Annotated in this window: 14 protein-coding genes; 6 read left to right on the top strand and 8 right to left on the bottom strand. The window is 33.8% G+C overall.

What is annotated here, in order from left to right; genetic code table 11:
- Positions 1–4: 4 nt before the first annotated feature.
- The 6 genes from glf to rpe form a co-directional block, all read right to left on the bottom strand.
- Positions 5–1,108 (bottom strand): UDP-galactopyranose mutase, encoded by a 1,104-nt coding sequence (gene glf / locus VB798_RS12405; RefSeq protein ID WP_323258786.1) that lies wholly within the window; start codon positions 1,106–1,108, stop codon positions 5–7.
- A gap of 15 nt (positions 1,109–1,123) precedes the next feature.
- Entirely contained in the window at positions 1,124–1,864 is a 741-nt protein-coding gene (locus VB798_RS12400) for a glycosyltransferase family 2 protein (protein ID WP_323258785.1), read from the bottom strand.
- A gap of 257 nt (positions 1,865–2,121) precedes the next feature.
- On the bottom strand, positions 2,122–3,243 hold the full coding sequence (locus VB798_RS12395; protein WP_323258784.1) for an acyltransferase family protein: 1,122 nt from the start codon (positions 3,241–3,243) through the stop codon (positions 2,122–2,124).
- Positions 3,244–3,361: 118 nt separating this feature from the next.
- Positions 3,362–5,383, bottom strand: a complete 2,022-nt coding sequence (locus VB798_RS12390; RefSeq protein WP_323258783.1) for an OmpA family protein — start codon at positions 5,381–5,383, stop codon at positions 3,362–3,364.
- 177 nt (positions 5,384–5,560) lie between these two features.
- Entirely contained in the window at positions 5,561–7,573 is a 2,013-nt protein-coding gene (locus tag VB798_RS12385; RefSeq protein ID WP_323258782.1) for an OmpA family protein, read from the bottom strand.
- Positions 7,574–7,674: 101 nt separating this feature from the next.
- Positions 7,675–8,331, bottom strand: a complete 657-nt coding sequence (gene rpe / locus VB798_RS12380) for a ribulose-phosphate 3-epimerase (RefSeq protein WP_323258781.1) — start codon at positions 8,329–8,331, stop codon at positions 7,675–7,677.
- A gap of 256 nt (positions 8,332–8,587) precedes the next feature.
- Here rpe and ligA point away from each other — a divergent pair, with 256 nt between their 5' ends.
- From ligA to VB798_RS12355, 5 genes are all read left to right on the top strand, one after another.
- Positions 8,588–10,591 (top strand): NAD-dependent DNA ligase LigA, encoded by a 2,004-nt coding sequence (ligA, locus tag VB798_RS12375; protein WP_323258780.1) that lies wholly within the window; start codon positions 8,588–8,590, stop codon positions 10,589–10,591.
- 168 nt (positions 10,592–10,759) lie between these two features.
- The gene (gene dapA, locus VB798_RS12370; protein WP_323258779.1) at positions 10,760–11,641 is read left to right on the top strand and encodes a 4-hydroxy-tetrahydrodipicolinate synthase; all 882 of its coding nucleotides are present in this window, start codon (positions 10,760–10,762) and stop codon (positions 11,639–11,641) included.
- A 53-nt stretch (positions 11,642–11,694) separates the two neighbouring features.
- Positions 11,695–11,997 (top strand): Dabb family protein, encoded by a 303-nt coding sequence (locus VB798_RS12365; RefSeq protein WP_184135611.1) that lies wholly within the window; start codon positions 11,695–11,697, stop codon positions 11,995–11,997.
- The gene (locus VB798_RS12360; RefSeq protein WP_323258778.1) at positions 11,978–12,466 is read left to right on the top strand and encodes a hypothetical protein; all 489 of its coding nucleotides are present in this window, start codon (positions 11,978–11,980) and stop codon (positions 12,464–12,466) included. The genes VB798_RS12365 and VB798_RS12360 overlap by 20 nt, the downstream gene beginning before the upstream one ends.
- A gap of 188 nt (positions 12,467–12,654) precedes the next feature.
- A complete protein-coding gene (locus VB798_RS12355) occupies positions 12,655–12,930 on the top strand; it encodes a hypothetical protein (RefSeq protein WP_323258777.1) in 276 nt (91 codons plus the stop codon).
- 32 nt (positions 12,931–12,962) lie between these two features.
- Here the strand turns inward: VB798_RS12355 and msrB are convergent, their stop codons facing one another.
- Together msrB and VB798_RS12345 are read right to left on the bottom strand one after the other, a co-directional pair.
- Entirely contained in the window at positions 12,963–13,463 is a 501-nt protein-coding gene (msrB, locus tag VB798_RS12350) for a peptide-methionine (R)-S-oxide reductase MsrB (protein WP_323258776.1), read from the bottom strand.
- A 435-nt stretch (positions 13,464–13,898) separates the two neighbouring features.
- Positions 13,899–15,188, bottom strand: coding sequence for an MFS transporter (locus VB798_RS12345; RefSeq protein ID WP_323258775.1), 1,290 nt, complete (start codon positions 15,186–15,188; stop codon positions 13,899–13,901).
- A gap of 288 nt (positions 15,189–15,476) precedes the next feature.
- On the opposite strand from VB798_RS12345, the gene VB798_RS12340 reads away from it, so the two are divergent.
- A complete protein-coding gene (locus VB798_RS12340; protein WP_323258774.1) occupies positions 15,477–15,980 on the top strand; it encodes a (2Fe-2S)-binding protein in 504 nt (167 codons plus the stop codon).
- Positions 15,981–15,985 lie beyond the last annotated feature (5 nt).

Below are 15,985 nucleotides of genomic sequence, written 5' to 3'. Positions count from 1 at the left end.
AGAATTATCCAAAAATTGATTTCGCTCTCACTAAAGCGGAAGCCACCACTTGGTGCATATCATAATACTTATATTCCGCCAAGCGACCACCAAAAATCACTTCTTTTTCTTCAGAAGCCAAGGTACGATACCGCTTGAACATTTCCGTATTTTTATCATCGTTAATTGGATAATACGCTTCCATTCCAGAATTCCATTCGCATGGATATTCTTTCGTGACTACGGTTTTAGGCTGTTTACCAAATTCAAAGTGCTTGTGTTCAATGATTCTCGTAAAAGGAATATGTGCTTCGGTGTAGTTGACAACGGCATTTCCTTGATAATTCTCTTGGTCGAGTACTTCATTTTCAAAACGTAAACTTCTGTACTCTAATTTCCCAAAACAATAATCATAATACTCGTCGATATGCCCCGTAAACACAATTTTATCAGCAATTGCTTGAAATGCTTCCCGGTTTGCAAAAAAATCTGTTGACGTTTTTACTTCTATTCCATCCAATAAACCTTCTGTCAATTTATTATAACCACCAATCGGAATACCTTGGTATTTATCGTTAAAGTAATTATTATCAAAAGTGAACCTAAGTGGCAGCCTTTTGATAATGAATGCAGGAAGTTCAGTCGCTTTTCTTCCCCACTGTTTTTCAGTATAACCTTTAATTAATTTATAGTAAATATCTGTACCAACTAAAGAAATTGCTTGTTCTTCAAGATTTTGCGGGTCAGTAATGCCCGAAGCAGCTACTTGCTCATTGATTTTATCTTGAGCCTCTTGAGGTGTTTTTACTTTCCATAATTGATAAAAGGTATTCATATTGAAAGGTAGATTGTACAATTCACCTTCAAAATTAGCCAATGGAGAGTTGGTATAACGATTAAATTCAACGAATGAATTTACATAATCCCAAATGGCTTTATCGTTGGTATGAAAAATATGCGCACCATATTTATGTACATTGATACCTTCTATTTCTTCACAATAAATATTACCGCCAAGGTGAGTTCTTTTATCAATTACAAGACATTTTTTGCCTCTTTTATTAGCCTCATGCGCAAAAACAGCACCAAACAATCCAGCACCAACTATCACAAAATCGTATTGTTTCATAATTTCTCTGGTGTTCTATTTCAAGTTTTTAATTTTAGTATTAAGAGTAAGACGGAAATCTAATAATTCATTGAACGATTGCCAACAAACTTTAAGTAATTTCATTTTACGGATTGAAACTTCGCCAGTAGCTCTTTCTTTGTGAACAATTGGAATATTGAATAATTCTTGTCCAGCCTTTTTAGCCATAATTGCTAGAAAAATATTTGGAGCAAATGGCACTGGATTTGGTAATTGAGCTAACAATTTCTTCAGGAAATTACCTTCAATTAATCTAAAAGGAATATTTGAGTCCATGATAAAAGTACCATAAACAAAAAACATACTATATCTTAAAATTCTAGTAATCAATAATCTGAACGGGTCATCATGTCGTACTTGTCTATGACCTAATATGAATTTAGATTGATGGCGCTTCTCCCAAATTAATTTTACATCTTCAGGAATAAATTGATCATCAGAATCTGTTTGAAAAATATATTCAGCACCTAATTCAACAGCTTTACGATAGGCATGAACTACGGCATTACCATGTCCTCCATTGGGTTGATGAACAACAACAAGTTTAGGATAAATAGGTTTTAATTCATCTAAAATTTCACCAGTATTATCTTTGGAACCGTCATTCACTACAATAAGACGAGTATTTTCTGTTGCAAATTCACTGTCTAAAAGATCCGACCAGATTTTTACTACTTCAGCCATACAATCCTGTTCATTGTAAGCAGGCATGACAATCGCTAATTTGATACTCATTCAGTTGTTGGGGGTAAAGCTAGATTAAGAATTTAAAAATAAAAAAAGCTAAAAAGCATTAAGTAGGATGTTGATGTCGTATTGTGAATTATATAGTATAAATCAGCACTTTAAAATTCCAACTCATCACTTACAATTCACAGCTCTTACTTAGTATATCAATAAGGCTTAGCTTTCAAACCACAAAAATATCTAAAGCTAGGCACAAAACCGATTTTAGTTTAATACTTTATTATTAATAAGCTTTTTTTGATGAATTAATAAGTAAAATACTTTTTCAAATAATTGATTGGTTTCTCTACACAATACCAAGACAAACTTGCAAGAATTACGGTAAGCATCAGAAAATATAGTAATTCAAAGCCTAAATTAAGGGTAAAGTAAGGAGCAATCCTTTGAATTTTATGCAAGCCTCTCAATACAATACTCGTCTGTGGTGTATGATAATAATTATAGACAAAATTATGGTATAAATAAATTCCATAGCTTATACGTCCTAAATATTGACAAACGGGGTTTTCAAAAAACCATTTTACATAACCAGAATAGCCTGCAACAGCTTTAGCAATCAGGAAAAAACAGAAAACAGCCGCAAGAAATCTTTCTGCAACAAGGTTTCCAAAATTATAAATCTGATGTGTTTCTTTTTGCTGGATTTGAGTTAGAGTCACACAAATAGCATAAACGATAAAACTCAATATGACAAACCTTCCATTTGCAATTTTCTCGAAAACTTCTTCCTTCTTAAAAGTAAAATAATATGCCATTAAACCTCCTAAACCAAAACAATCAAGTGCTGTGGGCATGAGTACATATTGAATTAACCAAGGACTTCCTTGAAAATAAAAGTAAAGTCTAAACCCAATTGAAATGGCTATCATTATCCATAGCAATTTCAGATAATTGCGAGTAGGAAGAAAAAGAATTAGATAAGGAAAAACTAAATAATATTGTTCCTCAACAGCTAAAGACCAAAGGTGGTCGATTGTACCCATCCAATGCTGATTGATAGCAATGTATAAATTAGTGCTGTAAGTAAGACACCAAACGAGGGTTTCACGAACGGGCGGAACATCAAAATAATATAATGCAAAAATAGACAAAAAGTAAATGGGGAAAATCCTGATGCTTCGGCGAATGATAAACTGTTTTACAGAAAACCAATGACTTCTTCCAAACTGGTCATCTTTCAATTTACTTTGAATCAAAATTCTTGTTATCAAAAATCCACTCAAAACAAAAAACATTGTTACACCAAGATGACCTAAAGGAAATGGGTTTCGCTCAGTCAGCCAATGATCTACCAACACCAAAGCTACTGCTAAAAAGCGTACTCCATCTAATTGCGAAAAATAGGTTTCTTTTTTTTCTTGAGACATATTAAGTTTGTTGAAGCTCAATAAATACAGAAGGCTAATGAATAAAGGTCGTTAATAAAAACTAAAGTTAGTTAAATGCAAAAGTAGCTCCTTTTTAAACCTTACCCAAAGAAATAGGCTATTTCTTAGTGATTGTAAACTCTACTCTCCTATTAAGACGACGCCGTTCTTCGGTAGCATTGCTGGCTACTGGGCGAGTTTGCCCCCAGCCTTTTGTCGTAATTCTATTTGGTGCAATTCCTTGACTAGTAATGTATTTTTTTACAGCATTTACTCTGTCCTCAGATAATTGAAGATTCAACTGAAAATCTCCCTGATTGTCGGTATGTCCTTCAAATAGAATTTCTAAATCAGGGAATTCATTCATCACTTGAATAATTCTGTCTAAATCTCTCATCGCTGAAGCCTGTAATTTTGCATCACCTTGCTGAAAAGTCAAACTATTCAAAATGCCTTTATTTCCTATTTCTAATGGCAATAAGTACAAGTCTTTATTTATTTCTCTATAGCTTTTTACATTCGTCAAATCAATTGTTTCACTGATACCTAAGTAACCTTTTGCCACAGGCACAAAATCTACCACTTCATGTAAAGGCAGAATAAATTTAAAGTTTCCATTTACTGGTTCATACGTTCTTTGTTCTGATTTTAAAGTAGCATTTCTTGGAATCATCATAATTGTAGAAGCGATGCTTTGTTTATCAGTAGTACTCAAAACATTTCCTGAAATAATTGCTACAGGCTCTGGTTGGACTTTTTTTGGTAAAGTCAATTTAAAAATATCTTCCTTATTATTCTCATTAAAAGAACATACGTAAGCAAATTCTCCTGAAGCGGGTAAAGTAAAATATCCATCCCAATAAGGAGTATTAATGGCTTCTCCAAGGTTTTCAGGCTCTGACCAATTTGTCCAAGTATCATCTAAACGCTGACTTTTAAAAATGTCGTTATCACCAAAACCCGGAAAACCACGGGTAGAAAAATATAATGTTTTGGTATCTGCCGCTATGAAAGGCGTCATTTCGTGTTCAATGCTATTAACTGTTTTTCCTAGACTTTTGGGCTCTGTCCAAGTACTATTACTTTTTTTGAAAGAAACATACAAATCTCTTTTCCCAACAGCATTTTTTCGTTGAATAGACATAATCATAATGTTTCCATCAGCCGATAAAGTAAACTCAGCATTCGGACTTTGATTATAATAATTATCTATTTTTACTTCTTCAGGGAAAGTCCAAGCTCCTCCATTTTTAAAAGAACGAGAAATTCCAGACGACAATCTCCCATTTTTGTGGTATTTATTCATCAATAACATTTCTGTTCCATCAGTAGAAATCGCAAAAACAGCATTTTTATCTTTGGTATTGATGGGCACTCCAATATTTTTGGCTTTAGTCCATTCTTTACTTTCATTAAGTTTACTAAACCAAACATCCTGATCTTTTTGTTTGCCAAAAAGACTTACATAGTTTCTAGTAAAATACAAAGTATTACCATCGCTAGAAATTACTGGGGCAAATTCTTGATGTCTTGAATTTACTCCTTTACCAAGATTTTCTCGGATTACTTCTATCGGCGCATCTTGAGCAACATGAATATTGGCTTGCACTGGATTTTCAAGTGTTGAAATACCGATGGCATCCAACTGAATTAACTCGCTGTATTTTCGTTTATTGATATATATACCTATTCCAAAAACGCTAAAAGAGGTTTTCTTTGGTAAAATAATATTGAACATTTCTCCTTTTTCAGGAGCTTGCAAAGTATCTATTTGTTGAAAAAGTACATGAGCTTGCATTAAAGAATCAAAAGCAATTACTTTTTCGATTGTTGCTTCTCCGAAATTTTTCGCTATACTTATTTGCTGAATCGCAATGGTGGTATCAAAACTTACTTTGATAAACTCTTCACTATCTAATGTTTTAAAAGCTGGCTGCCAAGCTAAACCACTCGCAACAAATTGAGGTAACACATTAGGTTTGCCAAGTATTTGATTAGCTCTATTGGCAGATGGTTGGAAAGGAACGATGTTTTCGGAAGAAAATTCCAATACTTTACTTGCCCAGAATACTTGTTGAGCAGTAATACTGAATGAAAAGGAATATAGTAATAAAAGTATGGCTAATGATTTACTTTTCATTTAAAAGCTATTTATTCCTTTTCTAAAACAAAAACAATACCAATTTGCAGAAATTAAATAGATTAATGAAAGACTAATCTGTAAAAAATCTTTTAATTACTCAATAAAATACAAAATCTCTTCCCATTAGTGATGCTAATGAAAAGAGATTTCATACTTTATATCAAGTAAAGTAGCTTAGTTTTTAATAATCATAAACTCTACTCTTCTATTAAATTTCCTTTTTTCTTCCGAATTATTACTTGAAACGGGTCTGGTAGAACCATAACCTTGTGTTTGAATTCGCTTCATATCAACGCCCTTACTTGCTAAATATTTCTTTACTTCTTCTACTCTTTGTTTTGATAAAGTTAAATTGGCATTCCAATCGCCTTGATTATCGGTATGTCCTTCCAACATGATTTCCATCGTAGCATTTTCTTTCATTACTGCTACAATTCTATCAAGTTCAGGATATGAATTCGGCAAAATATCATATTTACTTTGTTCAAAAAACACACTATTTAGTGTCATTCTCTGCCCAGGTTCTATCGGAACTAAATAAATATTTTTCTTGAGTTCTTTAAAAGTATTTTCTTTAGAAAAATCTAAAGTTTCAGAAAATGACAAAAAGCCTTTTTGTGAAACTAAAATATTGTAAGTTTTCTGTGCAGGAAGCATCAATTTATAATCACCCGTTTCTGGATCAAAAGTAACACATACTGTATCAGCAGTATTCATTGTTTGAAGCGTGATTTTTGCTTTAACAGGTTTGTTCGTAACGATATTAAATACACTTCCCGTCAATTGAACTACCGCATTGGGCTTGATAGATTCTGGCACTTTGAATTTGAAAATATCTTCTTGTCCAATAGCATTTTCCCTAGAACTATAATAAGCAAAATCACTTAAAGCTGAAATTGAAAAATAGCCATCCCATTCAGAAGTATTAATGCTGGAACCTACATTTTCGGGTTCCGACCATTTCAACCAAGTATCATCTAAACGGCGAGTCACAAAAATATCGCTACTACCATAACCACTAAAACCGTAAGACGAAAAGTATAAAGTTGTGCCGTCAGCCGCCAAAAATGGAGAACTTTCATCATCAGCAGTATTGATTGTTTTTCCTGCATTTACAGGTTCAGACCATTTTCCATCAGCTTGTAAAAAAGACAAGTAAATATCTTTCCCACCTTGTGTTTCTTTAAACTGACCAGTCAGAATGAGTACTCTTCCATTCGCAGAAAAACTATATTCAGAGAATTCAGACTTATTTTTAAAGTTTTTGATTGACAATGCCTCTGGGAAATTCCATCCTTTCTCTCCTTTTTTAGCAATTGAAACACCATTTGCCATTCCTCCATCTTTCAAATAAACATTATTTAATAAAATAGTTTTTCCATCTGGAGAAATCGCACAAAGCGCATTATGTTCAGTATTGTTTATGGGTGCGGGCATCGAACGTGCCACTCCCCATTTATTATCCTTTTGTAATTCCGAATACCAAACATCTTGATTTTTATCTTTACCAAGATTTTCTGGATGTTCCCAACGAGTGAAATACAATGTTTTTCCATCTGGAGAAATCACGGGTGCAATTTCTCGGTAAAGAGAATTCACATTTTGTCCAAGATTTTCTTTAATGATTTGCTGAGGAAGATTTTTAGCCAGATTTACCGAAGCTTTAATTGGTGTAGTAGATTGAGAAATACCGATGGCATCAATTTGATTCCAACCTTTTACTCTAGCAGTGTTCAGCACTAATTTTATACTTCTAACTTTGTAAGTTGTAGGTTTTGTAAGAACTAAATTTAACATTTTACCCATTTCAAAACTGGGAGCTGTTTTATTAGTCCATAGCAATTTTAAATTATCCTGTTCATCAAAAGCTTCAACACGAACAATACAACCTTGCCCATAATTTTCGGCAATAGCAACTTGCTGAATGGGCATAAGTGTATCAAAACTTACGATTAAAAACTCTTCTTGAGGATTATCTTGTGTAAGTGGTTGCCAAGCACAAGGAGAAGTACCCACCATTGGTAATTTACTCGGTTTTCCTAAAGCTTGTGTGGCTCTGTTTTCTTTAGTTGTTTTCGCATCTGAATACTCAGAAGAAAAAGCAACTACCTTACTTGCCCAAAATGTTTTTTGTGCAGTAGCAATATAGGAAATGAGAAAGAATAATAAAAAAGCGAATATTCTCATTATCAATAGTTTAATGAAGCGATTAGTTTTTACTGATAAAATTAAACGAAAATTGTCTTTTTTTATTATTCTTCCTAAAATTTGCGACTCAAAGTAAAGTATTATTTGATTTTTTTAAGATTAGCAATTGTCTCGATTGGGTCTTTCGCACCAAAAACATAACTTCCTGCAATCAAAATATCTGCTCCAGCATTTACTAATTTCTGTCCAGTTTCTTGGTTAACACCACCATCAATTTCAATTAAAGTATTCAATCCTTTTTCCTGAATCATGCTACGAAGTTTACGAACTTTATCATACGTAGATTCAATAAATTTTTGTCCACCATAACCCGGATTCACCGACATCAACAATACCATTTCGCAATCTGGCAAGATTTCTTCCAATACAGAAACTGGCGTAGCTGGATTTAACACTACTCCTGCCAAACAGCCTAAATCTTTGATTTGCTGAATTGTACGATGTAAATGCGTACAAGCCTCATAGTGAACTGTAATATTAGTAGCTCCTAATTTTTTAAATTCAGCTAAATAACGTTCAGGTTTTTCTATCATCAAATGAACATCAAGCGGTTTTTTAGCATGGCGATTGATGGCTTCGATTACGGGCATTCCAAAAGAAATGTTAGGCACAAAGTGACCGTCCATTACATCAATATGAAACCAATCAGCATCAGAGGCATTTACCATTTCAATATCTCTCTGAAGATTTGCGAAGTCTGCTGCAAGCAAAGAAGGAGCAATAAGGATATTATTCATGAATTAATAGCGAAACGTTGATGTATTTTCAAAGATTTCAATCAAACGCCCGTCTTTTTCTTTAAATTAATTTTTGTTTTTGGCTCGACACTCATTTAAAGTATCCTTGCAAAATTACCACATATTATACTTAGGCACAAAGGCAAAAGTAAAAAGGTTAAAAAACTTTGATAGACAAAAAGAGAATTTTAGCCGAAAATTTTAAGATTACTTATATTTTGGCGGTAAATTCGGTAAATTTTTAAAGCTTATTGGAATGAACCCACAGGAACAAATCAACCAATTGACCGATCGGTTGAATGAACTGAACCATCGATATTATATCACTGCTGATTCAGAAGTATCTGATTTTGAATTCGATAAACTTCTTGAACAATTACAGCAATTAGAGAAAGAATTCCCTGATTTTGTCAGAGCTGATTCTCCAACTCATCGTGTTGGTGGTGCAGTTTCAAAGGAATTTGAAGCAGTAAATCACCGTTTTCCAATGCTTTCCTTAGGAAATACTTATAACGAAGGTGAATTAGCTGATTTTGATGAAAGAGTAAGAAAAGGACTCAACAATGAGCCTTACGAATATATTTGCGAATTAAAATTCGACGGTGTGGCACTTTCTATTTGGTATGAAAATGGCAAATTGGTGCGAGGTGTAACTCGTGGAGATGGTGTGCGTGGCGATGATATTACGGCAAATATTAAAACCATTCGTACTTTGCCTTTGAGTATCAATGCTGAAAACTTACCTGCTGTTTTTGAAGTACGTGGCGAAGGTTTTATGCCTTTAACTTCTTTTGAATCGTTGAATAAAGAACGTGAAGACATTGGTGAAGCTTTATTGGCAAATCCTAGAAATGCGGCTTCAGGTACTTTTAAAATGCAAGATTCATCGGTAGTAGCCAAAAGAAAAATGGATTGCTACCTCTACCAGTTTTTATCGTATGATGAAGTTTTTGAAAGTCATGAAGAAAGTCTGCATTGGATGAAAAAAGCAGGTTTCAACGTTTCGCCTACATGGGAAAAATGCAATAATATTCAAGAAGTATTTGCATTTATCGAACGTTGGGACAAAGCTCGTCATGATTTACCTCTGAATACTGACGGTATTGTTATCAAAATAAATTCTTTTGCTCAAAGAGAAGTATTAGGCTATACAGCTAAATCTCCACGCTGGGCAATTGCTTATAAATACAAATCAGAATCAGCATCAACTTCCTTAGAAACAGTAAGTTATCAAGTTGGCAGAACAGGAAACGTTACGCCTGTCGCTAATTTAAAGCCTGTTTTATTAGCTGGAACAGTTGTAAAACGTGCCAGTATTCATAATGCTAATGAAATTGAACGCTTGGATTTACACATTGGCGATACTGTTTTTGTAGAAAAAGGCGGAGAAATTATTCCAAAAATCACAGGTGTTGATGCTAGTAAAAGAAGTTCGAATTTTGAAAAAGTACAATTTCCTACTATTTGTCCAGAATGTGACACGCCTCTAATTAGAAAAGAAGGCGAAGCCAATCATTATTGTCCAAATGATAAAGGTTGTCCGCCACAGATTAAAGGAAAAATTGAACATTTCATTCAACGAAAAGCGTTGAACATTGAAAATTTAGGAACTGAATCAATTGATTTATTCTATCAAAAAGGTATCATAAAAAGCCCAGCCGATTTGTATGATTTGACGAAAGAGAAACTAGCCAATCTGGAAGGTTTTAAAGACAAATCAATCAATAATATTCTTGCTGGTGTTGAAAAATCAAAAGAGATTCCATTCAAACAAGTATTATTTGGTATCGGAATACGCTTTGTTGGTGCTACAGTTGCTGAAAAATTAGCTTCATATTTTAATAATATCGACGCCATTGCGAAAGCAAGTTATGAAGACTTGTTACAAGTACCAGAAATTGGCGATAGAATTGCGCAAAGTGTTGTCGCTTTCTTTCAAGATGAGGATAATCAAGCTTATATTGCTCGTTTGAAAGACGCTAAGTTGCAATTTATCCATGAAACCACCGAAATTGTTGTAGAAGGGAACAGTTTAGAAGGAAAAACTTTCGTAATTTCGGGAACTTTTCAAAATTTCGAACGTGATGATTTGAAGATAAAAATTGAAGCAAATGGTGGAAAAGTATTGAGTGGTGTTTCTGGAAAGTTAAACTTTCTAGTTGCAGGCTCAGAAGCTGGTCCTTCAAAATTGCAAAAAGCCCAAAAATTGGGTGTTCAAATTATTTCAGAAGATGATTTTTTAAGGATATTGGAAGGGTAAGCTTTGAGATGTGAGCGATGAGCTATGAGTTTTTTTATTAATTCATTGACTATTTATTGATAAAAAATCTTTCATTTTCAAATTACCACACTTTCAAATTTTCAAATTACCACACAGACCAATAGTTTTTTAAATATAGACGATTGCATAATCGTAAAATTTCCAAAAATGAGACCAAAATTCCACGGCGTAGCTCCAGCTTTAGTAACCCCAATGTTTGAAGATGGAAGTATTGATTATGAAGGGTTAAAAAGATTAGTACAGCACGTAAGCGACGGTGGCGTTGATTACTTGGTAGTTCAAGGAACAACTGGTGAATCTGCCACGACAAGTACCAAAGAAAAAATTGCGATTTTAGAATTCATCAAGGAAAATAATTCAAAGAATTTACCAATCGTTTATGGACTTGGCGGAAACAATACGCCAGAAGTAATCAAAGCGATTCAAGCTACCGATTTTACAGGTATTGATGCAATTCTTTCGGTATGTCCTTATTATAACAAGCCAGGAGCTCGTGGCGTTATTGCTCATTATTCTGCCATTGCTGATGCTTCGCCAGTACCAGTAATTATGTATAATATTCCGGGACGTTCGGGCATTAATATGTCGGCAGCAACTACTTTGAAATTAGCAGAACATCCAAACATTATCGGTGTAAAAGAAGCTTCTTGCATCATCGAACAGTGTATGGAAATTTATAAAGATAAGCCTGAAGATTTCTTATTAATCTCTGGAGATGATGTTCAGGCTGTACCAATCATTGCTTGTGGTGGTGTTGGAGTAATGTCAGTTATTGCGAACGCTGTTCCTGCAAAATTCACTAAAATGATCCATGCTGCTTTAGATGGAGATTTTTCGACTGCTCGTAATTTGTTAGGACATTTCTTAGCCATTGACCCTCTTTTATATGAAGAAGGTAATCCAGTTGGCGTGAAAAAAATTCTTGAGCTAAAAGGAATTAGTGGTTCAGATGTACGTTTGCCATTAATGAAAGCATCTGATGAATTAGGTGAAAGAATGGCTGTTATTATTGAAAAAGACAATTTGTAATTATTCATTTTAGGTTTACTAAATCTTATTTTTACTCAAAATTAAAATCAATCATGTTTGTTCACGTAGTAAATTTTTGGTTAAAGAAAGACTTGTCAGAAGCTGACCGTCAGAAATTTGTAGAAGGAGTAAAAACTCTTGGCAATATCGAAAGTATTAAAACGTTTAGTGTAGGTCCTCCTGCTGCTACAGATCGCCCAGTAATCGACCGTAGTTATGATTTCTGCGAGCTTACTGTTTTTGATGATGCGGCTGGACACGACGAATATCAAGTACATCCCCTTCATCTAAAGTTTATAGATGATTGTAAACATCTTTGGGAAAAGGTTTTAATTTATGATTCGGAAAGTATCTAAGTGGACTAAGACAGCGGTAGGTTTTGTTTGTTTGTCATTTTTCTTAACAAATTGTCAGCCAACCAAAACCTTTCAACCTACTTCTTACTATAGCCCAAACTACCAAAGTGGTGGTTATGATCAACATACAGGTTTAGGTTTTAAAGTTCCTGATAAATATGCAATTGATGTATTGCAGGGAGATGAACAGCCTAAAGAAAGTTTTGAAGAAATGGAAAAATTAACCATTTCGGAAGAATTTCCATTAACAGCCAAGCAAGAATATAAAGGCACAATGTTAAAACGTGGAAATGACCAACAGGAAAAAGAAGCAATTTTAGCTAGAATGGTAGCGCAAGCACAAGATTTGGGTGCAAGCGGACTGATGAAGGTAAATTATAAAGTATTTTCAACTGCTACTACTTCAGGTTATATATTAACAGGAACTGCTTTTAAATATGTTTTAAAAAGAGCTGTTAGAGAGAATTAAGATTATTTAAAAAGGGACGTTTGACAATTCAGACGTCCCTTTTTTCAATAAATTACCTACATAAATCTCTACAAATTAATCTAATATTGAAGTATATTCATTGCTCAAATTCTTCACTCTGTCTCACCTCAAGTTTCATTTTAATTTTCCATTAAATTAATACTTGTGAGTATCGTTTTCATGCTCGATTGAATAAAATCAATGCTCGTGAACATCGTTTTCATGCTCGATTGAATAAAATCAATGCTCGTGAACATCGTTTTAATGCTCCATTGAATAAAATCAATGCTCGTGAGTATCGTTTTAATGCTTCACTGAATAAAATCAATGCTCGTGAGTATCGTTTTAATACTCCACTGAATAAAATTAATCCTCGTGAGTATCGTTTTAATCCTCCATTATATCAGAGATGTGAAAACAAAAAAGAGGGCAATCTGATTAATCAAATTGCCCTCTTTTCATAAAAATCTAAAAGCTCATTGCTGAAAACTAAAAACTACTTTTTACTCATTTTCTCATCTTTTTCAAAATCCAAAGCCAAAGAATTTAAACAATAGCGTAAGCCAGTTGGCGCAGGACCGTCTTCAAAAACGTGTCCTAAATGTGCTCCACAACGGCTACACATTATTTCTACTCTTTCCATCCCAAAGCTATTATCGGCTACTTCCAAAATAGCATCTTTATGAATGGCTTTGTAAAAAGAAGGCCAACCTGTTCCGGATTCAAATTTTGTTTGGGAATCAAAAAGTGGAAGCTTGCAACAAACACATTTATAAATTCCTTTTTCATGGTTTTTCCAATACGCTCCTGAACAAGCCAACTCTGTACTTTTTCTTCTGGTTACTTTAAATTGCTCAGGTGTCAAAATCTTCAGCCATTCAGCATCTGTTTTCACAACAGTAAATTTATGATGAGTGACACCCGCATTTTCATCTTGAGCAGTACAGTTTGTCAGTACAGCCATACAAGTAATTAATGTTATTAAGACGATTTTCATTTCCTTTTTTGTGTTTAAATGTAATTCAATTTAACTACGTAAAAATGCGATGAAATAGTTTGTTGAAAAGTCAGAAAAAAGACTTTTTATCTAATTATGAATTAATAATTATGAGTTATTACCTATTCAAACAATTTTTATAAGCCTTTGTTCAAAGCCAGATTTAGTGAAATTAATACTTCTCTGTCAAATTTTTCATTAATAATCAGTACTGTACAAAGGTTTAAAATTTTCCAATTTTCTTTGAATAAGAACAAATAAAAAGGATTAAATCAGTTTTTAAAGGGCAATTTGTAGCGACAAGTCTTGCTGTTGCCGTTTCAGACGAGGCAACCACAAGGGTTGCAACTACACCAAATCATTGGTTAAACAGACATTTTAAATACTAATTTAATCCTTCGTACAGTACTAATTCATAACTCATACCTAAAAAGCCTATCTATAAATCTTCTGAGAAGGTACTCTTGATAAAATTACTAAACCGATAATAAAGAAAACCGTCAAGAAAAGTACGCTCATACGCATACTTCCAGTTAATTGATTCACCAAACCAAACATAAACGTACCGATAACGGTAGAAAGTCGGTCGCAAACATCGTAAAAACTAAAGTATGAAGCAGTATCATGTGTTTCTTCAGGAATCAATTTCGCATAAGTAGAACGAGAAAGCGACTGAATTCCACCCATTACAAAACCGATACCAGTCGCTAAAAAGTAAAATTCATTGCGAGTCGTTACAAAATAAGCCGCAATACAAATAAACACCCAACTGATTACAATGATGGAAAGTGATTTTGTATTGCCGACTTTTTCCGAGATTTTCGCAAACAAATATGCTCCAACAATGGCAACCAACTGAATCAATAAAACAGTTACAATCAGTGCATCAGAAGGCAATTTCAATTCTTCACTTCCAAACAATGCACCTAAATACATAACAGTTTGCGCTCCCATATTGTAGAAAAAGAAAGAAGTTAAAAAACGCTTCGTGATATTCAGGTTTTCTAATTCATTAAATACTTTCTTTAATTCTTTAAAACCGTTGAAAATCCAGCTTCCCTCCTGTTTTTGTACTTTAGAATCTTTTGGTAAATAGAAAAATGAATATTGGGCAAAAACAATCCACCAAATTCCAACCGTTAAAAACGAAATTCTTGAAGCTTCTCCTCCACTAATTCCACCATACCATTCAGGTTTTAAAACCATTGTTAAATTCTGAATCAACAAAATCACACTTCCTAAATATCCCATTGTAAAACCTCTGGCTGATAATCTATCATATTGGTCTTCCGTAGCAATTTCAGGTAAATATGAATTATAAAAAACGATACTTCCACCCCAGCCTACTATTGAAAATAGAAAAGCAAAAGTTCCTAAATAATATCTTCCTTCTTCAAAAAAGTACATTAACATACAGCTAATGGCACCCAAATAACAATACATTTTCATGAATACTTTTTTCTTACCCGTGTAATCTGAAATAGCAGAAACAAGTGGCACAGAAAAAGCTAATAACAAAAAGCCAATCGAAACAGCATAAGAATACAAAACGGTATTTTCAAGTTGAAAACCGAAAAAGTCTAAAGTTCTACTTTTTGAAGGCAACATAATTGCCGCAATTGGATAATAAATCGGAAAAATGGCTGAAGTAATGGTAAGAGAATGAACCGAATTTGCCCAGTCGTACATTGTCCAGGCGGTTAAGGTTTTAGGGTTATTTTTCATGGTTCAATTAAAAATATAATGCTAAGCTGCTTGATTTTTATGGAGTGTATGGCAAATATAGTTGAATCCCTCAAGTTTTACTTAAAACAAGCTTAGTCTATTCGTTAATTTAATTCACTAATCATGATTTAGAAGCGGTAAAGAATGATATAAATCATTTATTGACATTTTTTGTATAGATTTTCTAAGTTCAAGCAATATTCTTGTTAAAAAGTTTGTATTCTATATAAGATTGGGAAAACCAATCTTATGCGATCCAATAACCATTATAAATTATTAAATCTCTTTATGAAACGTCATGAATTTCTAAAATCAATTGGTTTCAGAGGTGCCGCTCTTATGGCTGTACTCACTGCCTGCACTAAAGCTGAAGATTCTGTTTTACCTGCCTTAACAATTTCGCCCACGAGCGCTGGTACTGGTTCAAGTACTGACACAGGAACTGGAACAACAAACCCTAGCACAGGAACTGATTTAAGTACTATCACCAACCGCTTACTCACCATCGATTTATCTTCTAGCACAGCAACTAATCTTAACAAAGTAGGAGGTTACATTACACAGAGTGGTATTGTGGTCGCTCAAGCATCAACAGGAGTATTTGTTGCAGCAACGCAAACCTGCTCGCATGAACCCAAAAAGAGAGTAATTTTTAATGTAAACGAATATTATTGCACCGACCACGGCGCTAGATTTACTCTTACTGGTGTAGGTAAAAATAGCTTCGGAAGCAAAGGACTCACCGTTTATAAAACCGCCACAGATGGCAAAACCCTTGTGGTTTACAGTTAAACTCA

It is taken from the genome of Arcicella lustrica, assembly GCF_034930985.1.
In the GTDB taxonomy this organism is placed as follows: Bacteria; Bacteroidota; Bacteroidia; order Cytophagales; family Spirosomataceae; genus Arcicella; species Arcicella lustrica.
This window is presented reverse-complemented; position numbering and strand designations above follow the sequence as displayed.